Raw genomic sequence first — 23,318 nt, 5'->3', positions numbered from 1 at the left:
CCAATACCCATATAAAGACAAAATGGCGGTTTATTTAAGGAAACCGCCCCGGAAAAGCGATGCTCCAAAAAAAACGCCTCTGTTTTAAGCTTTTATGATTTTTGTAAGTCAAAAAATCAGTAGTTTCAATTCCCAAAAATAACACTAATCTCACATGAGTCTGAAAAAGCTGTTCATTTTAGCCATCACTATCGGCAGTTTTCTTGCTGCAAAGGCACAAATACTGGAACAAACACTCAATACCTGGGGCGAGAAAAACACCATCGAGAAGCTGTATCTCCACCTCGACCGCGAGTCGTATATTTCGGGACAATCGATCTGGTTTAAAGCCTATTTCCTGTCGGACTATGTACCCAGTACCAAAAACTCTTCGGTGTATGTAGAACTGCTTGATAATAAGTCAACGGTGGTGATCCGGAAAGTGTTCCCGGCTTACCTTGGCGTTTCGCTGGGACAGATAGAAATACCCGAAAATTTCGCGTCGGGCTCTTATCAATTGCGTGCTTATGCACCCCTGATGCTCAACCAGCCCGGCTTTACGTATAATAAACGTATTGAAATATTTGGAACGGCAACCAAGGATGCAAAAAACAAGGAAACCGCCGGCTCCATCAGTCTTCAGTTCTTTCCAGAAGGGGGCAACCTGATCAACACGCTCTTAAACAATGTAGCATTTAAAGCGGTCGATCAAAACGGGTTCCCGGTAAATGTATCCGGGCAGTTAAAGAACAATAAAGGGGAGGTTATTTCTTCAATCACAACACGACACGACGGCATGGGCATCCTTACGCTTGTGCCCCAACCCTCCGAAACATATAACGTAGTGCTGGACCAGGTGCCATCCAAACCATATGCGCTGCCGGCGGCTACCGAAAAAGGGATCACCTTCAGTATCGCCAGCTCATCAAAAGGAAAACAATTTAAAATTGAGCATCCCCAGGGGGTACCCGCGGAATTCCGTGCCGCTTATATGATCGGCCAAATGGAAAACCAGGTAATTTTTAAACAACCACTTCAGCAGGGAAAAGACCTTATCGGCGGCGTCATACAAACCAATAACCTGTTGTCCGGCATTCTCCATGTTACCGTATTTAATAAGGACAACATGCCCCTGGCCGAACGGCTCACTTTTGTGAACAATAAAGAATATATGCTGCCGGGGGAACTGGTAGCAGACACGCTCAATACCACGGCCCACCAAAAAAATCATTTCAGTCTCCAGCTAAAGGATACCATTATCGGCAACTTTAGTGTTTCCGTTACAGACGCAGATTATGAAACCGAAGCTTACCGCCCGCTGAATATTTATGCCTATTTCCTGCTCAACAGCGACCTGAAAGGCTATATTCATAATCCCGCTTATTATTTTCAGTCCGATGCAGACTCTGTAAAAAATGCGCTGGACCTGGTGATGATGACCAATGGCTGGACCCGCTTTAAATGGAGTGAGGTAGCCGGCAATACTCTTCCGGCAAAACAATACCTGGACCCGGGATTTATCAACTTCAGGGGAAAAATCACCATTGAGGGTACCCGGAAGCCGTTTGCAAACAAAGATGTGATCATGATGCGGAGCCCCGTAGATACCCTGCAAAGCAAGGCCCGGGCAACCAAGTTCATTCAAACAGATTCTATGGGTTATTTCCACCTGCAATCCCAGATGTTTTATGAAGCCAACCGGTTCCTGTTTGCCGATACCAAGGGTTCAAAAAGCAGGTACATAAAGGTTCAGCTGGACGGCGATTCCCTGCGCCGCAATTTTCAGATGCCGATGATCCAGATTCCCTTCCGCGACACACTCAATGCCCAGGTAGAGGAAAAAATGCTGGACGCTTACAACGATTACCTGAAAGCCGAAGGGCTCACCTTAAAAAATGTAACCGTAAAGGCCCGTCAGAAAACAGATAAGGAAAAACTGGAAGAAGAATACACCAGCGGCCTGTTTTCCGGGGGCATTAATTCCCGGATCCTGGATCTCCGTAGTGAGCCGGGTGGCGGCATGAATATTTTTGAATACATCCAGGGTCGCATACCTGGTGTAACGGTAAGCCGCGACCAGGAGGGCCAATACGTGGTAAAATACCGTGATGGCGGTTTTGGAAACGGTAAAATGGCGCTCTACCTGGATGAAATGCAAACCGATCCTGTTTTTATTGAATCCATCCCGGTAAACCAGATCGCCTTCGTAAAACTAATGGGCAATTTTGTGGGCACCGCCGGTGGTGGCGCCGCACTGGCCATCTACATGAAAAAAGGAGCCGATCTTACCGCAAATACAGATGCTGCTACAGATATCGTTACGTACCGCGGATATTCGATCATCAAACAATTTTATGCACCGGACTACGATCTTAAAAATGTAGATAGTTCGAAGCCTGATGACCGCCTGACGCTGGCCTGGTTGCCGGATATTTACCTGGCCAATGTAAGCCCCAGGGTGCCGGTTGTTTTTTATAATAACGACCGCACCAAACGCTTTAGAGTCGTGATTGAAGGGCTCACCAACGACGGCCGGATGCTGATGATCGAAAAGACGATCGGCGGTAACTGATTTTTCCGGCAGCCTGTTGTGTAATATCCGGTAGAAGTGCATCTCAAAATAGCTGCAATCCTAAAACCATTTGCAGATTATTTTGTAATTTTCTTATAAAACATCAGGTAATGATGCGCTTTTTTAAACTCATGGCCGCCCTGCTGGCCATCACCGGCGCGATGCCGGTATACGGCCAGGATTTTGTTGCCCGCCTGGACACATGGAATGAAAAAAATCCCATTGAGAAAACATACCTGCAGCTTGACCGCGAAGCGTATTTTTCCGGGCAAACCCTGTGGTTCAAGGCCTATTTCATAGCGGGCTTTCTGCCATCGGCAGCAAATTCAACCTTATTTGTAGAATTATTAAACAACCGGTCAGACCTGGTCATCAGGAAGATCGTTCCGGTTTTCGGTGCGCTTTCCTATGGCCAGTTCGACCTGCCGGATTCGCTTCCTACCGGCTCCTATCAATTACGGGCTTATACACCCCTGATGCTGAATTTCGATAAAAGCTACCTGTTTTCACAAAGGATCCTGGTTTATGGACGCAATAAACCGCGGGCAATACCTGCCCCTGCGCCGGCGACAACACTGCGTTTCTTCCCGGAAGGTGGCAACCTGGTTTCCGGGTTCCGTAATACCATCGCGTTTAAAGCCGTTGATGCCAACGGGCTGCCGGTAGCAGTTTCAGCAGAGATCAGGGATGAACAAAACCGGATGATCACCCGGTTTGCCAGCCAGCATGACGGCATGGGACAATTGATACTTACACCTGCTGCCGGCATGCAGTATCATGCTTCAATTGCCGGACAGCCACCGGTTCATTTGCCGGAGAGCAGCCCGGAGGGCCTGGTACTAAACCTCACAAACGGAAGCGGCAGCAAGTCCTTTACCCTCAGTTACCGGGGAAACCGGCAAACGCCGGCCTATATGGTAGGCCAGATGCAGCACCAGGTTGTATTTAAACAACCGCTGAACCCTGCCGCCGGCAACCGCATCAGCGGCACCATTCAAACCGGCAACCTGCCCTCCGGCGTTTTACAGGTTACCTTTTTCAATAAGGATGGTATGCCCCTTGCAGAACGGTTAACCTTTATTAACAATAAAGAATACATCCTGCCCGCTACCTTCAGGGCCGATACGCTGAACACAGCTCCCCGCAAAAAAAATCATTTCAGCATTACACTGCCGGACAGCGTAACCGGCAACTTTTCGGTTTCCATTACCGATGCCGACTATGAATCCGGAGGCTACCGGCCACAGAATATTTACAGTACCTTCCTGCTTACCAGCGATATCCCAGGGTATGTACATGCACCAGGCTATTACCTGAGCAATGAACCCGGTGCAGCAGAAGCCGTGGAACTCCTGATGCTCACCAACGGCTGGCGCCGGTTTAAATGGACCGATGTTGCCGCCAATGCCCTACCCGCGCCGCAGCATAAAGACCCGGGCTTTATCAGTCTTTCCGGTAAAGCAACCGTATCGGGCTCCGGCAAATCCTTTGCTGACCGCGATCTGCTGGTTTGGGTAGCCACCGATTCGGGACGCAGTTTGCAAACGATTAAAACAGATGCCGAAGGCCGGTTCAAAATGGATTCGATGATCTTTTTTAATAAAGCCCGGGTGCTCTTCAGCGACGTTATGGGGAAGAAAAACAAATTCCTTACTATAAAATTAAATGCCGATTCTCTTACCCGTTCTTATGCGCTGCCGCCTTTAAAGCTGCCCCTCGATCCTGCAGCCGGCACCACCGGTAACCTTGCGTCCAAAATGAATTCCGCCTATTTTGATTATACCCGCGGCGAAGGCCTCATGCTGGACAGTGTGGTAGTACTCGGCACCAAAACCCGCATGCAAAAACTGGAAGAACGGTATATGAGCGGCCTGTTCGCAGGCGGTATCAATGCCCGCACCATAGATCTTACACGGGAGTTTATTCCCAACCAGAACATTTTTGATTACCTGCAGGGGCGGATCCCCAGTCTGACCATTGAGCGCGGCGGGCAGTTTGGAAATTACCGGCTATTTTACCGGCAGGCCGGGGCCCGGCAATCTATGCAGCTATACCTCGATGAAATGCCCGTGGATGCCGATATGATCGCATCCATTCCTCCTTCGGACATTGCCCTGGTAAAGGTATTCCCCAATTTTGTAGGTGCGCCCGGTGGCGGGGCTGGCGGTGTATTAGCAGTATATACCAAGCGGGGTGACGAGCTCAACTATGCTATGGAATCTTCCGCAACTATTGTGGACTATGAAGGTTACAGCATCATGAAAGAATTTTATGCACCGGATTATGCCACTCCGGCGGAAAATCAATACACCGATTACCGGCTTACCCTCGATTGGAAACCGGAAATATTCGTCTCCGGAAAAGACCAGCGCATTGCCATCCCCTTTTACAACAACGACCGCACCAGGCGGTTTAAAATTGTAGCCGAAGGCATCACCACCACCGGCAAACTATTAATGCTGGAACGATATGTAGAACCAGGCAGATAACCCGGCATCCGCAATATTACCGGTGCGCTGCACCTTGGGCCTCGTTCTATTCATTTTAACGCCGCCAATGCGGCTGGCATGGTCACAGGTGCAGCGTACCCCTCATCGTTGTACCAACATCACCATCACCACACAAAGCCGCAGTGCGGCGGTGATGCGCAAAATATCGTAAGAAAATCCTATTTCAATTTTAACGCCGCCAATGCGGCTGGGATGGTAACGGCTGCAGCAAACCGCCAACCGTTTTAACAAAAAACCACGAAACACCCAGCCGCAGCGCGGCGGTAATATTCAGATAATATTCAATATATCTGGTAAATTCAGTAATTTTATTGAAACACCATTCCTATGGCAAACACCTATACCCAATGCTATGTGCATCTCGTCTTTTCTCCAAAAAACAGACAAGCATTAATCAGCCGGCAATGGCACAATGATTTGGAAAAATATATTACGGGCATCATTCAAAACTATAAGCACAAATTATTGGCAATTGGCTCAATGCCCGACCACATTCATATTTTTATCGGATATCACCTGAACCAGTTGATTCCGGATTTGGTAGAAGCAATAAAAACGGCCTCCACTGCATGGATCAAATACAACAGGCTTTGCAACTCCAAATTTGAATGGCAACGCGGTTACGGTGCGTTCAGTCATTCCCATGCACAGGTAAAGACGGTCATTAATTATGTTCTCAACCAGGAGGCGCACCATAAAAAGCAGACCTTTAAAGATGAATACCATGAACTGCTCAACACATTTGAAGTTGAATTCAAGGATGAATATTTATTTGATTTTTTTGATTAACCCGCCGGAGGTTCAACAATGCTCATTGTAATTGTACAACGGAGGCTTCACCACCGGCAAACTATTAATGCTGGAACGATATGTAGAACCAGGCAGATAACCCGGCATCCGCAATATTACCGGTGCGCTGCACCTTGGGTTTCGTTCCCTGCTTGTAGCTAGTAATTTTTACGCCGCTAATGCGGCTGGGGTGGTTACAGGTGTAGCGCCCCCCCGTTCATCGTTGTTTCAAACATCGCTATCGAAACACCGAGTGGCAGTGCGGCGTAAAATCAACCATTCCAAAAAATCGTCGCGCTTGGGCAGCGCCGCAGGACAGCACATCCTGCTGCCAATAATCTCCAGCTACAGGTACAGCGCACCAATTATCGTTATCGATGTAACACAAACAACCATCGAAACATCGAGCCGCAGCGCGGCGGTAAAATCAACCATTCCAAAAAAATCGTCGCGCTTGGGCAGCGCCGCGGGACAGCACATCCTGCTGCCAATAATCTCCAGCTACAGGTACAGCGCATCACTTATCGCTATCGATGTAACACAAACAACCATCGAAACATCGAGCCGCAGCGCGGCGTAAAATCAACCATTCCAAAAAATCGTCGCGCTTGGGCGCCGCCGCGGGACAGCACATCCTGCTCCCAATAATCTCCAGCTACAGGTACAGCGCACCAATTATCGTTATCGATGTAACACAAACAATCATCGAAACACCGAGCCGCAGCGCGGCGGTAATATCAACCATTCCAAAAAATCGTCGCGCTTGGCCGCCGCCGCGGGACAGCACATCCTACTGCCAATAATCTCCAGCTACAGGTACAGCGCATCACTTATCGTTATCGATGTAACACAAACAATCGTCGAAACACCGAGCCGCAGCGCGGCGGTAATATTAATAACCGCTGCGCGGCTCCGCATCCTGTCCCGCAGCAGGGGTATGTTGGCACACCCGGGCCTATCACATATCTGTATTCCTTATCTTTATCGTAAAAGTAGCTAATGACCATCGGTTCAATCATAAAAATCCTGGAGCACATCGCCCCTCCTGCCCTGCAGGAAAGCTATGATAACGCCGGTTTGCTAACCGGCCGGCCGGATTGGCAATGCACCGGTATCCTGTGCTGCCTGGATGCGGTTGAAACCGTAGTGGAGGAGGCCATCGAAAAAAACTGCAACCTGGTGGTTGCCCACCACCCTATTGTTTTTTCCGGTTTGAAAAAGATCAATGGAAATAATTATGTAGAGCGTACCCTTATTAAGTCCATCAAACAGGATATTGCTATTTACGCCATCCACACCAACCTGGACAATGTGCTGCAGGGTGTAAACGGAAAGATCGCTGAAAAGCTCGGATTGACGAACCTGCAGATCCTTGCACCAAAGGAACGCCAGCTCGAAAAGCTCTATTTTTTTGTACCACCGGAATATGCGGAAAAAGTACGCTCCGCCATTTTTGCCGCCGGTGGCGGTGAAATCGGTAATTACCGGGAATGCAGCTTCAGCGCAACCGGAAAAGGAACCTTTCTTCCGGGAGATGATGCCCAACCCTTTACCGGGGAAATTGGGGTACGGCACGAGGCTGAGGAGTTAAAAATGGAGATCCTGTACCCGTTTTACCTGAGAAATAAAATAATTACGGCACTGCGCGAAAGCCACCCCTACGAAGAAGTGGCATATGAAACCATTACACTCAACAACCTCCATCAGGGAGTAGGATCCGGTATTACAGGGGAATTTCAGGAGACACTGGATGAAACCGACTTTCTCCGGAAACTGAAGGAAGTCTTTCATCTTCCTATGGTACGGCATACGACGCTCCTGGGTAAAAAAGTTAAAAAAGTGAGCATTTGCGGCGGCGCCGGAAGCTTTTTAACAAAAGCCGCAATCAATTCAGGATCAGATGCATACATCAGCGCAGACATCAAATACCACGAATTTTTTGACGCAGATGGGAAGATCCTGCTGGCAGATATCGGACATTATGAAAGCGAGCAGTTTACCATAGAATTGCTCCAACACGTTTTACAGGAAAAAATCCCTAACTTTGCCGTCCTTAAAACAGCAATAAATACCAATCCCGTACATTATTTGTAACGTGGATTTTTTGATTGTCTGATTTTTAAAACACATTCAAACAGTAAGAAACATATGCCACAAATTAAAGAGTTTTCAATTGAAGAAAAACTGGGCTCCCTGATCAATCTGCAAAAAATTGACAGCAAGATGGATGAGATCAAAATTTTAAAAGGTGAGCTGCCAATGGAAGTAGCTGATCTGGAGGATGAGATCCAGGGTTTGCATTCCCGGCAAACACGCATTGAGGAAGAGATCAATGGCGTTACTGAATTCATTGAAGAGCGGAAAGGGGCAATCAAAGAATCGGAAGAGCTGATCAAAAAATACGAAAAGGACAGTGAGAATGTAAAAAATAACCGTGAATTTGAGGCAATCAACAAAGAGATCGAAATGCAACAGCTGGAGATCAAACTGGCAGAAAAGCATATCAAAGATGCGAATGAAGAAATTTCCGACAAAGTAGTGTTGCTGGAAAAAGCCAAAAAGAACCTGGGAGCTAAAGAAGGTGTACTCGATCTGAAAAAGACCGAACTGGAAAAAATCATCTCTGCCAACGAAAAAGAAGAGAAAGAATTTCAGAAACTTTCAGAAGCCGCGAAAGAAAATGTAGAACCCCGCCTGCTGGCCAGCTACGAAAAAATCCGCGGTAACTTCCGCAACGGGCTGGCTGTGGTACCCGTAGTGCGCGATGCCTGCGGCGGATGCTTTTATGCCATTCCTCCACAGAAGCAGAGTGAGATCAAACAACATAAGAAAATCATCGCTTGTGAAAACTGTGGCCGCATCCTGGTAGATGAAGAGCTGCATAACAACGTTGAAGTAAAATAAATTCTTTTTTCCTGTCTGCCTGCAGACAGGCTTTTTTATTTTCCCCCATTTGCAAGAATGGGGGTTTTTATTTCCGGTCCTAACGAGGATCAAAACCGTTTCTTGCGCCGAGCACAGCAGAAAATCTACCGGAGCAAACCAGCTCCGCATGTTAACGGCCCGGGATCCGCGTTTAAACCCGTTCGCAAACAGAAATTTGGAATGGAGAATGGAGATTTGAACATTGTTTTTCTTAATTTGCCTTCCGATGCTGAAACAACTACATATCAGGAACTACGTGATCATCGATACCCTGGAGATCCAATTCTCTAACGGGATGAATATTGTAACCGGTGAAACCGGCGCGGGTAAATCGATCATACTGGGTGCGTTATCGCTTATACTGGGAGAACGGGCAGATACGGCCGCACTGGTAGATAAAGAAAAGAAATGCATTATTGAAGGGTTGTTCACCCCGGGAACCGTAAGCGAAATCACCCAATTCCTGGAAGCCAACGATCTCGACCCCGCTCCTGAAATTACCATCCGGCGGGAAATCGGCATCAATGGCAAAAGCCGTGCATTCATTAATGATACACCGGTAAACCTGGCGCAATTGCAGCAGCTGAGTTCGCTGCTGGTAGATCTGCATCAGCAATTTGATACCCTTCAGCTGGGTGACACCGGCTTCCAGGTGCATGTGCTGGATGCGTTGGCCAATAATGCAAAACTGATCGGCGATTACCGGCTAATATTTGCCGAATGGCAACAACACAAAAAAAAGCTGGAGCATCTGAAAGAACAGCAGGCACAGCTGGATAAAGAAAGCGACTATAACCAGTTTCAATACGATGAACTGGCAGAAGCCAACTTCCTGGAAAACGAACTGGAAGAGATTGATGCGTCGCTCAAACTCCTTTCCAACTCCGAGGGCATTAAAGGAGCACTGGGCCGGGCCTACAGTGAGCTGGAAGAGGGTGAACAACCATTGGTACAGCAATTAAAAAGCGTCGCACACCTGCTGGGTAACTACAGCAGTTTTCATAAAGACCTGCCAGACCTGGTAAGCCGCTTAAACAGTGCACAGGTAGAATTGCAGGATATCGCAACGGAACTGGAACATATCAGCAATGGTATTCATTACGATCCGGAAAAGATAGAAACCCTGAGCGACCGGCTTTCAATGGGATACCGGTTGCAGAAAAAGCATGGGGTACATACTACCAATGAACTGCTGGCCCTGCAAAAAGAGCTGGAAGAAAAACTGCAGGGGGCTGCGCATATCCAGGAAGACATTGCCGCCCTGGAAGCGGCCACTGAACAGCGCCGGATCTCGACGGAAACCCTGGCACAAAAAATTTCGGAGGCCCGGAAAAAGCAGATTGCCCCCTTTGAGAAAAAAGTAGACACGCTCCTTACCCAGGTAGGCATGCCCAATGCAGCACTCCGGGTTTCATTTGAGAAAAAGGCCCCTGGCGCCCAGGGAGCAGATGCTGTAGACTTTTTGTTTGATGCCAATAAAAGCGGACAGTTCAAACCGGTGAACAAAGTGGCCAGCGGTGGTGAGTTAAGCCGCCTGATGCTTTGCATTAAAAGCCTGGTGGCACAGCGCATGAATCTTCCCACATTGATCTTTGATGAAATTGACACCGGTATTTCCGGCGAAGCAGCAAAACAGGTAGGCATTATTATGAAGGACCTGGCCAGCAGCAGGCAGGTGATCTGTATTACCCATCAGCCGCAGATTGCCGGCCGTGCAGATGCCCACTATTTTGTATACAAGGAAGTATCCGGGAAACAGGTGCGCACCGGCATGCGTCAGCTGGATACCGAAGAACGAATTACGGCCATTGCAAAAATGCTCAGCGGCGAAAAACCTACGGCGGCGGCGTTGGAGAATGCAAGAGAAATGGTGCAGGCGTAACGCCACAAAGACTCGAAGGCACAAAGAACACACTAAGACCCTTTTTTCTTCTATAACATTGCAGTAAAGCGTACCTGGTAAAGCATTCAGTGAACATTAAAATCGATCCTACCCTTTGTGCAACTTAGGTCTTCGCGGTTAAACCGCTTCTTCGTGATTTCATTTTACCGCAAGGGCTACGCGACGGTCACGCGAGGTGCGCAAGGGATATTTTTCACAACCATCATTGCGACCGTTGCGGATGCTTGGCGACCTTCGCAGTTAAATCAGAACCGCAATCAGCGCATCTGCGGCAATCCAATCATCGCTACTTTTATATGCCAACCATTTCAATAGGTTCCCGGGACCACAAGGCCTTCACCTCTCCGTGGTCGACACTATTCCGAAACAACATAACTCAAACAAAGCCCTGAAAACTGCTGCAGGTGCACCTTCAGGCTGCTGTTGGTAAGCATAAACCGGCAATCAAACGCAGACCGCAGATCATTGTATCCTGTAATCCGGATATGCTCCCGGAAATCTACTTTACCGAGTCCGTACCACTTATATACGGCCTCCTTGGCCGACCACACCTGCGTATATTCTTCCATAGAAAGCGGGTTTAGCAATTCCATTTCTGCGGGACTCATAAACTTATGCCGGATGGTAACTACTTTCGCTACCGGAATTTCAATATCAATTCCAACCCGCTGTTCCCGGCTTACAATCGCCGCTGCATAGTCGCCGCAATGTGAAATGGAAAAATGAAACGCTTCATCTGGAAGGAAGGGCTTTCGCGTTTCTGCAATCTGAATCAGGTGATACGGAAACCCCGGAAACAGGTATTGCAGCAAAAACCGGCCGGCCAGGTGCTGCAGCATTTTATGCGGATGGGTTACCGCCCGGTGCAGCGGTACTTTCTCCCGGAAAAAATCAGGCGGCTCCTCAATCTTCCAGATCCCCAACCGGATGGCATTGTTAATTTCTTCTTGAAAAATAACGGGCATAAATAATCGGATTCACTTAATTTGTGCAAGTTAAGGATTTCACAAAGTACAACTTATGATCTTATCGGACCTGCGCATACTGGAAGAAATGGAGAAAGGCACTATTCTCATCAAACCCTATGACCGGGATTGCCTGGGTAGTAATTCATACGATGTGCACCTGGGCGCCTGGCTGGCCACTTATAAAAACCACCAGCTGGATGCAAAGCAACACAATGAGATCGCTTATTTCGAAATCCCGGATGAAGGCTTTGTGCTCTATCCCCATATTTTCTACCTTGGTGTTACCCTCGAATATACCGAAGCTCATGCACATGTACCCTTCCTCGAGGGTAAATCCTCAACCGGCCGCCTGGGGATCGATATTCACGCCACCGCTGGTAAGGGAGATGTGGGCTTTTGCGGCCACTGGACCCTGGAGATTTCCGTAAAACAACCAGTGAAGATCTACAAGGGTATGCCCATCGGCCAGCTGATCTACTTCCCGGTTGAAGGGGAAATTGAAGTAAAATATAACCAGAAGCAAAACGCCAAATACAGCAGCCAGCCCGACCGGCCCATCGAAAGCATGATGTGGAAAAATAAGTTTTAACCCATTCACTCCGGGCCTTTTACATCGACTAACAAACGAAAGTTAGGATCGAAATCACTATTTTTGCGCCGGCTGAGCATTTTAAACTAAATTTATTCTATAAATACAATTGTTCTATGGCTTTAGAGGATCTGGTAATGCCCAAGTTAGGAGAAAGCATAATGGAAGCAACCATCTTAAAATGGTTGAAGCAGGTGGGTGATGCCGTGGAAATGGACGAAACCGTTCTGGAGATCGCTACAGACAAAGTGGATAGTGAGGTGCCCAGCACGGCCAGTGGTATTATTGAAGCCATTCTTTTTAATGAAAATGATGTAGTGCCTATTGGTACGGTCATCGCCCGTATCCGTACAGCAGGTACTGCCGGCGATACCGTTATCCCCGAAGCGGCCCCTGCCCCCCAACCGGAGCAGGTGATCGCCGCGCAGGACCAGGAAGCAGAAGTGGTTTCCAGCACCATCAAACCGGAACCCTCCGGATCCGCTGCCGCCCGGTTTTACTCCCCGCTTGTATTGAATATAGCCGCCAGTGAAGGTATTTCCATGAGCGAGCTGGAACAGATACCCGGTACCGGCAAGGAAGGCCGTGTAACTAAAAATGATATCCTGGACTATGTAGCCAACCGCTCCCGCCAACAGGCACCGGCAGCTGCCGTTACGCCGCCGGCCGTTACCGTAGCACCTGCAACGCAAACACCGCAACCCGGTACCCTGGATATCAGCCGGCATGGTGGCAATGTAGAGATCATTGAAATGGACCGGATGCGCAAACTGATTGCGGAGCATATGGTGCGCAGCAAACAGACCAGCCCGCACGTGACGAGTTTCTCCGAAGCCGACGTAACCAATATGGTCATGTGGCGGGAGAAAGTAAAAAAAGATTTTGAAAAACGGGAAGGCACCAAGATCACCTTTATGCCCCTGTTCATTGAAGCCATTACCCGGTGCATCAAACGTTTTCCGTTAATCAACAGTTCGATTGAGGGCGATAAGATCATCATCAAAAAAGACATCAATATCGGGATGGCAACCGCCCTTCCAAGTGGAAACCTGATTGTACCCGTGATCAAAAATGCCGACCAGCTGAACCTGACGGGCCTGGCCAAACGTGTAAACGGTTTAGCAGATGCCGCGCGCAATAATAAGCTTAAGGCAGAAGATACACAGGGCGGCACGTTTACCATCACCAATGTGGGCACCTTCGGCAGCCTTGCCGGAACGCCTATTATCAATCAGCCACAGGTAGCCATCCTGGCAGTAGGCGCTATTAAAAAGCGGCCGGTAGTGGTAGAAACCCCGCAGGGCGACAGCATTGCCATCCGTCATATGATGGTGCTGAGCATGAGCTACGATCATCGCGTGGTAGATGGGGCACTGGGCGCTACCTTCCTCAGCGCTGTTGCCAAGGAGCTGGAAAGCTTTGTTCCGATCGAAATTTAGTTTCAGGTTCCATGTTTCAGTTATATAGTTCCAGGTTAGGCGTCGGGAGACAGGAAGACTTGGGGGACGGGGATTTTGTTTGATGCTGGAGCTAAATCCACAGCGGCATCAACTGAAAACTGATCGCTGAGCACTGAAAGCTAACAGCTAAAAACGGATCTCACATCAAGTATAAAACGTATCCAACCTGAAACTTTAAACGTTAAACCTGGAACACATGCTTAGTTGCCGGCCATCAGCTTATAAGCATACTCCGACTTTGAACTTTAAACTACCCGCTTACAGCGCGTCTGTGCATCCGTTTGCACATCCGTTCCATTTATTCTCCTCAGTAGCTATCTTGCAAATATTATTTACTCAATTGCCGGAAGCCATTTACAATAATGAAACTGTTCTCCATTTCCACCCTGGTATTGCTTCTCTTAGGCACAGCGTGCAGCAATCCCTACACCCGTTCTACGGGCTACATCTATCTTCAAAAACAACACCGGCCCGAAAAAAAATGGACCCTTGTCTGGAAAGATGATTTTAACAGCCCTAACCTGGATACCAGCAAATGGACAAGGATTCCACCAGGTACATCCGACTGGAACAAGCATATGAGCACGCACCAGGACTGCTTCCGCATGGACAGCGGGTATGTGTACCTCCGGGGTATCCGCAACCCGGATCCGGCTTCGGACCCGCGTCCCTTTATCACCGGTGGTATATATACAAAAGGCAAATTTGCTTTTCAATATGGAAAAATTGAAATACGGGCGAAGCTGGAATGTGCTACCGGCTCCTGGCCGGCTATGTGGATGCTGGCCGAGCAAAATAAATACGGTGCCTATCCCAAAAACGGGGAGATCGATATTATGGAGCACCTGAATTTTGAACACAAGGTTTATCAAACCACGCACTCCTACTACACACTCAACCTGAAGCAGACGAATAACCCGCCGCACTCCGGAACAGCTGCCTTTAACAGGGACGGCTTTAATACGTTTGGCATTAAATGGTTCCCGGATAAGATCGTATTTACTGTAAACGGAAAAGAAACCTTCACATATCCGCGCATTACCGGGGTGGATGCCAGCCAGTGGCCTTATGATCAGCCCTTTTATCTTCTGATCGATCAGCAGCTGGGCGGCAGCTGGGTGGGTAAGGTAAACCCGCTGCAGTTACCGGTACAGATGATCGTTGACTGGGTAAAAGTATACCAGTGACGTTGAATTGATCTTTAAAGATCTTTTACCGTGATGCTTATATGATTGGTAAGACGAAAGCCTGTTGTTACGGTCCTCTTCTATTGTAGTGTGTTTATAAATGATCAGTACTATGTTGTTGTAAACCGGAAAGTTGCTGGTGAATCGATTGCCGCTCTTCCGGGTTAAGCTCCAGGTTCATGGCTTCTGCATTGGCAATGGCCTGCGCAGCATTTCTGGCTCCGGCCAGCACTACGCTGATGCCCGGTTGCAAAGTCGTCCAGCGCAACACCAATTGTGCCAGTGTGGCATCCTTACGCTTCGCCATGGGTTCCATCGATTGCAACAGGGTCTTTACCTTTTCCAGGTTGAACTGCGTAAAATAACCATTGCGATGATCATCGCTTGCTAAACGATGCTCCTTAAAATATTTCCCGGTGAGTAAGCCGCGCTCCATCGGACTATATGCAATAATGCCGGTATGTGTTTCAAGGGCATAGGGCACCAGGTCTTTTTCAATACTGCGGTTGAGCATGCTGTAGGAAACCTGGTTGCTGGCGGGTTTCAGGGTTTGTGCCGCTTCCTGTAATTGTGCTACATCGTAATTGCTGACACCGGCGGCACGTATCTTACCCTGCTGTATCAGGAGCCCCAGGGCTTCCATGGTTTCACTGACGGGCGTGCTGGCATCCGGCCAATGCAGCTGCAAGAGGTCGATATAATCCGTACCCAGGCGCTTTAAGCTTGCTTCTGTTTCTTTGATCACATTTTCTTTGGAGGCATATTTATAAACCGGAACGGTGTTACCATTTTCTGTAGCGTCAAAGAAAAATGTACCCTTACCATTATTGCTGCCGTCCCATACCAGCCCGAACTTGGTCAACAATTGTATTTTGGAACGGTCTTTTCCTTTAATGGCGTCGCCTACCAATGTTTCACTTAAACCAAAGCCGTAGAACGGCGCGGTATCGATCGAAGTAATGCCATGGTCCAATGAAGCGCGGATAGCGTTGATCGAATCCTGTTTTTCATTACCGCCCCACATATGGCCGCCAATCGCAAAGGCTCCATGGGTTATAACGGATAATTTAAGATCTGTATTTCCTAATGTTCTGTATTGCATATTTTATATTGCTTTATTTTCTTATCCCTTGCTTTTCAACGCAGCCAGGATCGCTTCCCCAACTCTTTTTGCAGACTGAGGGTTCTGCCCCGTAATCACCCGCCGGTCGGTAACTACATGGGGCTGCCAGGGTGCCGATTTTTGAAACCGGGCACCGCGGGATTTTAATGTATCCTCCAGAAGAAACGGAACCACATTTGTTAATTTTACAGCGGCTTCCTCTTCATTCGTAAACGCATTGATGTTTTTACCATCCACCAGGTAACGGCCATCTTTCAGTTTAATATTTACCAATCCGGCGGGGCCATGACAAACACCGGCCACGATGCCTCCGTTCTCGTAAATGGCTGCTGCAATGGCCGCCAGTGTGGCATCATCCGCCAGATCCCACATTGCGCCATGCCCTCCGGCATAAAAGACCGCCGCATAATCTGCCGGGTTTACCTGCGCGGGCTTTAAGGAATGATCGATTTTGCTTTTATAGGCTTTGTCCTCCCAGAATGCTTTATTCACCGGGTCAGTCAGATCCAACCCATCAACCGGCGGCACACCTCCCCTGGGGCTTACAAAATCAATTTCATAGCCGGCCTTGTGCAATACTTCCCATGGATGCGACACTTCGCCCAGGTAATAGCCGGTAGGCTCGCCGGTGCTTCCTTTTTGACCATGGCTGGTTACAACAAACAGGATCTTCTTTTTCATATTTTCTGTTTTCTTGTTTTGCGCAAAAACGAATGTGGCTGTAAGTACAGCGATTCCTAACAATACGGTTTTCATTTTAAAGGATGGTGGTTTTGTAAATCCGGGGCGCTTCCTGAAGTTTTCCGGTCAATGCTCCAAAGGCTTTGATATAGGGTTGCTGGTTGTGTTGCTCCAATCCTTCCGGGCTGCTCCAGATCTCATAGAATACAAAGTGGTTTTCGTCTTCCATGTCCTGGTGAAGCCGGTACAATTCGCAGGCCTCCTCCCGGCGCGTGGCCGCCACCATCTGTTGCAATACTTCCAGCACCTCCGCCCTGTGTGGAGGTTTTACTTCAATAACAGCGGTAAGATAAATTTTCATAACAGCTTTTTACAGTTAAATAAATGCTTCGATCGCATCATACTTAGGTTTCCAACCCAGCTCCTGCTTTGCCTTATCTGCATTGCATAAACTGCTGGACGCAAATCCAAAATAAGCACCCGCGGGACCAAAGCGGTCAACGGCCTCCTGTATGCTTACCGATTGTGCCGGCATGAGCCCATAACATTCGCTGATATGGTGGGCCAGGTTTTTTATGGTGGAGCGGCCGTTCTCTGCATAATAAAGTGCCCCGGGTTTTGCTTTTTCCAAAGCATGTACATAAAGATCTGCCAGATCTTCAATGTGTACATTTGACCAGCTATTCTCGCCCTTTCCAAAATACACGCCGAAGCCTTTTTCTTTTGAAAAGCGGATCAGGGCAGGCAGCTGGATGCTATCTTTTTTTATTCCCAGTCCGTCACCATATACCATGGTAGGAACGATCACGATACTTCTTATATTTTTCTGTGCGGCCCGGAGCACATACTGGTTGATATGAACCCTTGAAACCATTTCCAGTCTCGGGTTGAGCGGAATATCTTCCGTAAAAACAAAATCATTTTTTTCTCCATTCTCTTTTCCCCCAAAAATGGCGGAACCGGAAGTAAAAATGAATGTTTTGCCGCTTCCCTCCAATGCCCGGATCATGCTGTCTGCCGCATAGGCATCGTCGGCGGAATCAGCGGTATGAATCAGTGCATCGGCCCCGGAGATGGCAGCGCTTAAAACCGCTTCATCGTGTATCGTGCCTTTTATACATTCAATGCCCAGTGATGCCAGCTCCGCTGTATGTTGTTCATTGCGGACCAGACCCGCAACCCGATAGCCTTTTTCAAGTAACTTCTTTGCTACCGTTCCGCCAATATATCCGGTAATGCCGGTTATCAATACTTTTTTCATGCTACCAGTACGGGATTTACGATGGTTTCAAAATGGGTTTTGAGATGCGCCCTGTACCGTTGCATATCCCGTATAACATCGGCATTTTTTTCCACGTCATGAAAGTGAAAACTCGTTAGCGGCTGCAGGCCGGCAAAGGCGTTCATGCGATGAAAGCCAAACAACGGACCTTCATCCACACTATGCTCGTTAAAAAACTCACCCGGCAGGGTAAACGCTGTTTCAGGTGCGTTCCAGCTGGTGGTAAGCATATAGGTTTTTCCGTGCAACATACCACCTGTTCCGTAGTTGATACGGGGATTTGCCGATGTACGGCCATCACTATGATAAATACCTTTCTGATGTCCTGCGGTAAACACTTCATCGATGTATTGTTTAAACCCGTGCGGCAACTGGAACCACCAGATAGGGGTATGATAAATGATCGTATCGGCCCACACAAACTTCTCCACCTCTTCCATAGGATCGTACCCGTCCGCGATCACCGTTTGTTTTACTTCCACGCCTTCCCTGCTGCTGAAAAATGCCAGCGTTTCGTCTGCAACCGTGTTATTAAACCGGCCACCGGAATGACCAAAATGTTGTCCTGCGTTGATGATAAAAATTTTCTTCATTGCTTTTCTTTTAATTGACATGACAAAATTATTCCGTAAAATATTATCAGTAAAATAATATAATTTATAGATTTGTATCATAAAAATAATAACAACTATGGTCAACCTGGAATGGTACCGAACCTTTAAGGCTATTTATCAAAGCGGAACCCTTACCGGTGCTGCGGAATCCCTGTTTATTTCCCAACCGGGTGTAAGCCTGCATTTAAGCTCACTGGAAAGCTATGTAGGCTATAAATTGTTTGAGCGTGCCGGTAGAAAAATGGCCCCTACGGAACGGGCCAAGATCCTTTACAATGCTGTTTCCGAGAGCCTGGCCACGCTGGAAGAGGCTGAGAAAAACTTCCAGCGCAGCACAGAAAAACATACGCCTACCATCAGCATCGGTATGTGCTTCGAAACTTTCCAGATCACCCTGGAGCAATATATTTCAACCCTGCCCTTTAATGTGATCATCCGTTTTGGTGATTATCATGAAATGCTGGACAACCTGGACAAAGGCATCCTGGACCTGATCATCACCCCGCACAAAGGCACTTCCTCTAAGATCGAGCACCAGGCATTCTCTTCGGAAACGATTGTACTGGTAACGGGCAGCGATCAGGAAGATGCCCCCTTTCAAAAGCTGGTCAGGCAAAAGAAATATACGGAGGCAGAAGAGTGGCTGAAGCAGCAGAAATGGTATGGCACCACGGGCGATATGGAGCACCTCTTCCGCTTCTGGCAGCTAAACTTCGGACATACACCCGATTTCCGTCCAAATTATATTGTTCCCAATCTAAACTCCATTGTGCGTTGCCTGAGCAGTGGTAAGGGCCTGGCCGTGATACCGGATTTTTTATGCAGCCGGGAAATTGCAAGTGGACAGGTAAAGCTCCTCTGGAAGGGACACCGGCAACTCAAAAACACGCTCTATTTTGCGTGCCGGAAAAACACCACCTATGCAAAGGAAATTGAACTGATAAAAGGACTGTTCCGGAAAGTGATGAAATAGGCATGGGCGTTTCCGGAATACCATTTGAGACTTCCGTTCATCATGCAGCTGTCGTTTGGTGAAGGACGCAGATGCACAGATCGGTACCAGCTTTACTATTATAAAAAAATCGCTTACTTAACCGACCGGGCATTCAGCGCCTGCCTGTCATTACAAAGCTGCCGCGCAACGTTGCGCTTAAAAACAAACATAACCATCAATGCTGCAACAGAACGGCCTGCTCCGGTGCAGCGGATCATATGATTTGTACAAGCCCCTGAACAAGGATCGATCTCTGATCCGAATGATGCATAAACCGGAACGATTCCAGAAAATAAATAGTAGATTGCAGCACAACGATGTCTTGACCATGAAAGAAGAACAACTCAGAAGCAGCAACTGGTTTGGCCGTACGGGTAAGGACGGGTTTATTTACCGCGCGTGGATGAAGAACAACGGTATTCCCCATCATGAATTTAAAAAACCCGTGATCGGCATCTGCAATACCTGGAGCGAGCTCACCCCCTGTAATGCACATTTCCGCGACCTGGCAGCCGCAGTAAAACGTGGCATACTGGAAGCAGGCGGATTTCCGGTAGAGTTTCCGGTGATGAGCCTGGGCGAAACCCTCATGAAGCCCACTACCATGTTGTTCCGTAACCTGGCCAGTATGGATGTGGAGGAAAGCATCCGGGCCAACCCGCTGGATGGTGTGGTGCTCCTTTGCGGTTGTGATAAAACAACACCCTCCCTGCTGATGGGCGCCTGCAGCGTGAACCTGCCCACCATCATTGTATCCGGCGGGCCCATGCTTACAGGCAGGTACAAAGGAAAAAGCATTGGCACCAGCGATGTATGGCGCCTGGCTGCGGAACTGGAAACAGGTGGTGTAAATGAAACCGAACTCAATTCCATGGAAGATGCGCTTTGCCGCAGCCAGGGACATTGCGCGGTAATGGGTACCGCCTCCACGATGGCCTGTATGGTAGAAGCCCTCGGGCTCTCGCTTCCGGGCAATGCCGCCATTCCTGCCGTAGATGCCCGCCGTAAAGTGCTGGCACAATATTCCGGCAGTCGCATTGTGGAAATGGTACGCGAGCAACTCCGGCTTTCCGATATCCTTACCCGTCCGGCATTTGAAAATGCCATTATTGCCAATGCCGCCATCGGTGGCTCCACCAATTTTGTGATCCACCTGCTCGCCATTGCCGGCCGCATGGGCACCCCATTGAGCCTGCAGGATTTTGACACGCTTTCCAACAATATTCCGCTGCTGGTAAACCTGCAACCCTCCGGTGCTTTTTTTATGGAAGACCTGTATGATGCCGGCGGACTGCCCGCAGTGTTAAAGGAACTGGACGGTCTGTTGCACGGGGATGCGCTTACGGTAAACGGTAAAACCCTGCGTGAAAATTACACCACTGCAGAGTGTTATAACCGGGAAGTGATTGCCGCTACCGCCGATCCGGTGTCGGCTGCTACCGGTCTGGCGGTGTTAACCGGAAACATTTGCCCGGATGGCGCTGTAATAAAGCCATCCGCCGCCAGCCCGCACCTGATGCGGCATACCGGGCCGGCCCTGGTCTTTGAATCTATTGAAGATTATAAGAACCGCATAAATAATGAAGACCTCGATGTGGATGAAAATACCATACTTGTTTTGAAAAACGTGGGGCCCAAAGGCTATCCGGGTATGCCGGAAGTAGGCAATATGACGCTTCCGAAAAAACTGTTACAACGGGGCATTACGGACATGATCCGCATTTCCGACGGGCGCATGAGCGGTACCGGTTTTGGAACAGTGGTGCTGCATGTTTCTCCCGAAGCGGCGCTGGGCGGCAATTTCAGCGTACTGCAAACCGGAGACCTCATTACGCTGGATGTGGAGAACCGTACCCTGGAGGTACAATTAACGGAAGCAGTGCTAGAGCAGCGCAGGAATGCCTGGAAACCGCTCCCACCGCATGTTTCCAGGGGCTATGTACACCTGTATACCCAACGGGTGCAGCAGGCCCACCTGGGAGCCGATCTTGATTTTTTAACCGGCTGCAGCGGCGCCGACGTAACAAAAGACTCACACTAAACCCGCTACCATGGAATTTAATCATAAAACAGCTATTGTCACAGGCGCCGGTCAGGGCATCGGGTTCGAACTCTGCCACCGGCTAGTAGCCGCCGGTGCCGCTGTAGTATTGAATGATGTAGATGCCGCACTGGGCCAGAAGGCCGCAGCAGTCCTACATGCGCAATACCCCGGACGCGTGTATGCCGTAGCCGGTGATTGCAGCAACCCGGCAGTGATCCGCCAGCTGGTAACAGCAGCAGTGGAACAATACGGTCACCTCGACATTGTAATTGCCAACGCCGGCATTACGCTGTTTGGCGATTTCCTGGATTATTCGCAGGAAGCATTCTACCAGGTGCTGCAGGTAAACCTGGGCGGCTCCTTTTTCCTGGCGCAGGCAGCAGCGCATAAAATGAAGGAACAGGGCACAGGGGGTTCCATCCTGTTTATGTCTTCCGTTACCGGGCACCTGGCGCATAAGGGGCTGGTGGCTTATGGCATGACCAAGGCTGCACTGGAAATGCTGGCCCGCAACCTGGTGATTGAGCTATCGCCCTACGGCATTAACAGCAACTCCATTGCACCGGGCGCCACACTTACGGAACGCACTTTGGCAGATGCGGACTATGCCTCCAAATGGGAAAAGATCACACCGGGCGGGCGGGCCGCAACCGTAGCGGACATTGCGGAAGCGGCACTGTTCCTGGTGCATGAAAAAGCGCGGCACATCAATGGTCAAAACATTGTGATTGACGGCGGCTGGAGCTGTGTGGGCGTTCAGCCGGATTGATTATGGATGCGATAGCCGTATTGAAGGCCACCGGGCTTTGTTCATGGGATACCGGCGAAAGCGCACAAAAAGTGATGGGCCATTTACCGGCCTTATAGCGCCTGGCCGCCCGATACTTCAATCCGCTGCCCGTTGATCCACCGGGCATCTTCGGTACACAGGAACGCTACCACACCACCGATATCATCCGGCAGGCCTACACGTCCCAACGCAGTAAGGCCCGCGATCTGGGCATTGATCTCTTTGTTATCCCTTGTATGACCACCGCCAAAATCCGTTTCAATGGCACCGGGCGCCACTACATTCACCCGGATCTTCCGTGCGCCCAATTCCTTGGCCAGATAGCGGGTGAGTACCTCTACCGCTGCCTTTATGGATCCATATACCGAGGAACCAGGAAGGGTGATACGGGTAAGTCCGGATGATATATTTACCACACTACCGCCGTCATTGATAAAGGGCAGCAACTTTTGTGTAAGGAAAAACACACCCTTATAGTGTATATTCACAATATCGTCCAGTTGCTTTTCCGTAGTAGCAACAGCCGGTGCGTACAAAGCGGTACCGGCATTGTTGACCAGGAAATCAATATTCGGACTACCGGTTTCCGCTTTTAAATAATCCGTCAGCTGCCGGGCAAAATCATCAAAAGACCCGGCATTGCTGGTATCCAGCTGAAAGGCCGCCGCCTGTTGTCCCAGTGCCTGTACCTCCGCAATGGTGGCATCCGCCGCCTCCCGGTTGCTGTTATAGGTTAACACCACATCGATTCCCTTTTTTGCAAGGGCGATGGCCATATTCTTACCCAATCCCCTGCTTCCCCCGGTTACCAGGGCTATTTTACTTTTAGCATTCATATCATGATTATTTTGATACACAAAATTGCAACAGTCTGCGTTACCTGTTATTGCAAACATCAATCCAATATT

Annotated in this window: 20 protein-coding genes; 13 read left to right on the top strand and 7 right to left on the bottom strand. The window is 48.9% G+C overall.

Annotated features, from left to right (window positions below):
* Positions 1-154: 154 nt before the first annotated feature.
* The 7 genes from LQ567_RS00835 to recN all read left to right on the top strand — a co-directional run bounded on the left by LQ567_RS00835 (position 155) and on the right by recN (position 10,657).
* Positions 155-2,551, top strand: a complete 2,397-nt coding sequence (locus LQ567_RS00835; protein ID WP_231002172.1) for a hypothetical protein — start codon at positions 155-157, stop codon at positions 2,549-2,551.
* Between the two features lie 110 nt (positions 2,552-2,661).
* Positions 2,662-5,040, top strand: coding sequence for a hypothetical protein (locus LQ567_RS00830; protein WP_231002171.1), 2,379 nt, complete (start codon positions 2,662-2,664; stop codon positions 5,038-5,040).
* 348 nt (positions 5,041-5,388) lie between these two features.
* Positions 5,389-5,850 carry an IS200/IS605 family transposase gene (gene tnpA, locus LQ567_RS00825; RefSeq protein WP_231002169.1) on the top strand — a complete coding sequence of 154 codons (462 nt, stop codon included), beginning with the start codon at positions 5,389-5,391 and terminating at the stop codon, positions 5,848-5,850.
* Positions 5,851-6,109: 259 nt separating this feature from the next.
* A complete protein-coding gene (locus LQ567_RS00820; protein ID WP_231002167.1) occupies positions 6,110-6,430 on the top strand; it encodes a hypothetical protein in 321 nt (106 codons plus the stop codon).
* Positions 6,431-6,849: 419 nt separating this feature from the next.
* Positions 6,850-7,944 (top strand): Nif3-like dinuclear metal center hexameric protein, encoded by a 1,095-nt coding sequence (locus tag LQ567_RS00815; protein ID WP_231002165.1) that lies wholly within the window; start codon positions 6,850-6,852, stop codon positions 7,942-7,944.
* A gap of 54 nt (positions 7,945-7,998) precedes the next feature.
* Positions 7,999-8,754, top strand: coding sequence for a zinc ribbon domain-containing protein (locus tag LQ567_RS00810; RefSeq protein ID WP_231002163.1), 756 nt, complete (start codon positions 7,999-8,001; stop codon positions 8,752-8,754).
* 247 nt (positions 8,755-9,001) lie between these two features.
* Complete coding sequence (recN, locus tag LQ567_RS00805; RefSeq protein ID WP_231002161.1) at positions 9,002-10,657, top strand: DNA repair protein RecN; 1,656 nt, start codon at positions 9,002-9,004, stop codon at positions 10,655-10,657.
* 377 nt (positions 10,658-11,034) lie between these two features.
* Here the strand turns inward: recN and LQ567_RS00800 are convergent, their stop codons facing one another.
* Positions 11,035-11,643 (bottom strand): 4'-phosphopantetheinyl transferase family protein, encoded by a 609-nt coding sequence (locus tag LQ567_RS00800; RefSeq protein ID WP_231002159.1) that lies wholly within the window; start codon positions 11,641-11,643, stop codon positions 11,035-11,037.
* Positions 11,644-11,698: 55 nt separating this feature from the next.
* Here LQ567_RS00800 and dcd point away from each other — a divergent pair, with 55 nt between their 5' ends.
* The 3 genes from dcd (at position 11,699) to LQ567_RS00785 (ending at position 14,882) form a co-directional block, all read left to right on the top strand.
* Positions 11,699-12,235, top strand: coding sequence for a dCTP deaminase (dcd, locus tag LQ567_RS00795; RefSeq protein WP_231002157.1), 537 nt, complete (start codon positions 11,699-11,701; stop codon positions 12,233-12,235).
* A 116-nt stretch (positions 12,236-12,351) separates the two neighbouring features.
* Positions 12,352-13,674: a dihydrolipoamide acetyltransferase family protein gene (locus LQ567_RS00790; protein WP_231002155.1), complete on the top strand. Its 1,323-nt coding sequence runs from the start codon at positions 12,352-12,354 to the stop codon at positions 13,672-13,674.
* Positions 13,675-14,057: 383 nt separating this feature from the next.
* On the top strand, positions 14,058-14,882 hold the full coding sequence (locus LQ567_RS00785; protein ID WP_231002153.1) for a glycoside hydrolase family 16 protein: 825 nt from the start codon (positions 14,058-14,060) through the stop codon (positions 14,880-14,882).
* Positions 14,883-14,976: 94 nt separating this feature from the next.
* Here LQ567_RS00785 and LQ567_RS00780 read toward each other — a convergent pair whose 3' ends face one another.
* From LQ567_RS00780 to LQ567_RS00760, 5 genes are all read right to left on the bottom strand, one after another.
* Positions 14,977-15,984 carry an aldo/keto reductase gene (locus LQ567_RS00780; RefSeq protein WP_231002152.1) on the bottom strand — a complete coding sequence of 336 codons (1,008 nt, stop codon included), beginning with the start codon at positions 15,982-15,984 and terminating at the stop codon, positions 14,977-14,979.
* A 21-nt stretch (positions 15,985-16,005) separates the two neighbouring features.
* On the bottom strand, positions 16,006-16,686 hold the full coding sequence (locus LQ567_RS00775) for a type 1 glutamine amidotransferase domain-containing protein (RefSeq protein WP_231002149.1): 681 nt from the start codon (positions 16,684-16,686) through the stop codon (positions 16,006-16,008).
* Positions 16,687-16,762: 76 nt separating this feature from the next.
* Positions 16,763-17,047, bottom strand: a complete 285-nt coding sequence (locus LQ567_RS00770) for a putative quinol monooxygenase (RefSeq protein WP_231002147.1) — start codon at positions 17,045-17,047, stop codon at positions 16,763-16,765.
* A gap of 15 nt (positions 17,048-17,062) precedes the next feature.
* Positions 17,063-17,947 (bottom strand): NAD-dependent epimerase/dehydratase family protein, encoded by an 885-nt coding sequence (locus tag LQ567_RS00765; RefSeq protein ID WP_231002145.1) that lies wholly within the window; start codon positions 17,945-17,947, stop codon positions 17,063-17,065.
* Positions 17,944-18,561 carry an NAD(P)H-dependent oxidoreductase gene (locus LQ567_RS00760; protein WP_231002144.1) on the bottom strand — a complete coding sequence of 206 codons (618 nt, stop codon included), beginning with the start codon at positions 18,559-18,561 and terminating at the stop codon, positions 17,944-17,946. The genes LQ567_RS00765 and LQ567_RS00760 overlap by 4 nt, the downstream gene beginning before the upstream one ends.
* A gap of 97 nt (positions 18,562-18,658) precedes the next feature.
* On the opposite strand from LQ567_RS00760, the gene LQ567_RS00755 reads away from it, so the two are divergent.
* From LQ567_RS00755 to LQ567_RS00745, 3 genes are all read left to right on the top strand, one after another.
* The gene (locus tag LQ567_RS00755) at positions 18,659-19,555 is read left to right on the top strand and encodes a LysR family transcriptional regulator (RefSeq protein WP_231002142.1); all 897 of its coding nucleotides are present in this window, start codon (positions 18,659-18,661) and stop codon (positions 19,553-19,555) included.
* A gap of 349 nt (positions 19,556-19,904) precedes the next feature.
* Positions 19,905-21,617, top strand: a complete 1,713-nt coding sequence (locus LQ567_RS00750; RefSeq protein ID WP_231002140.1) for an IlvD/Edd family dehydratase — start codon at positions 19,905-19,907, stop codon at positions 21,615-21,617.
* Between the two features lie 10 nt (positions 21,618-21,627).
* A complete protein-coding gene (locus LQ567_RS00745; protein WP_231002138.1) occupies positions 21,628-22,389 on the top strand; it encodes an SDR family NAD(P)-dependent oxidoreductase in 762 nt (253 codons plus the stop codon).
* Positions 22,390-22,481: 92 nt separating this feature from the next.
* Here the strand turns inward: LQ567_RS00745 and LQ567_RS00740 are convergent, their stop codons facing one another.
* Entirely contained in the window at positions 22,482-23,246 is a 765-nt protein-coding gene (locus tag LQ567_RS00740; RefSeq protein ID WP_231002135.1) for an SDR family NAD(P)-dependent oxidoreductase, read from the bottom strand.
* Between the last annotated feature and the right edge of the window lie 72 nt (positions 23,247-23,318).

Source organism: Niabella pedocola, from assembly GCF_021044425.1.
GTDB classification, from domain to species: Bacteria; Bacteroidota; Bacteroidia; order Chitinophagales; family Chitinophagaceae; genus Niabella; species Niabella pedocola.
This window is presented reverse-complemented; position numbering and strand designations above follow the sequence as displayed.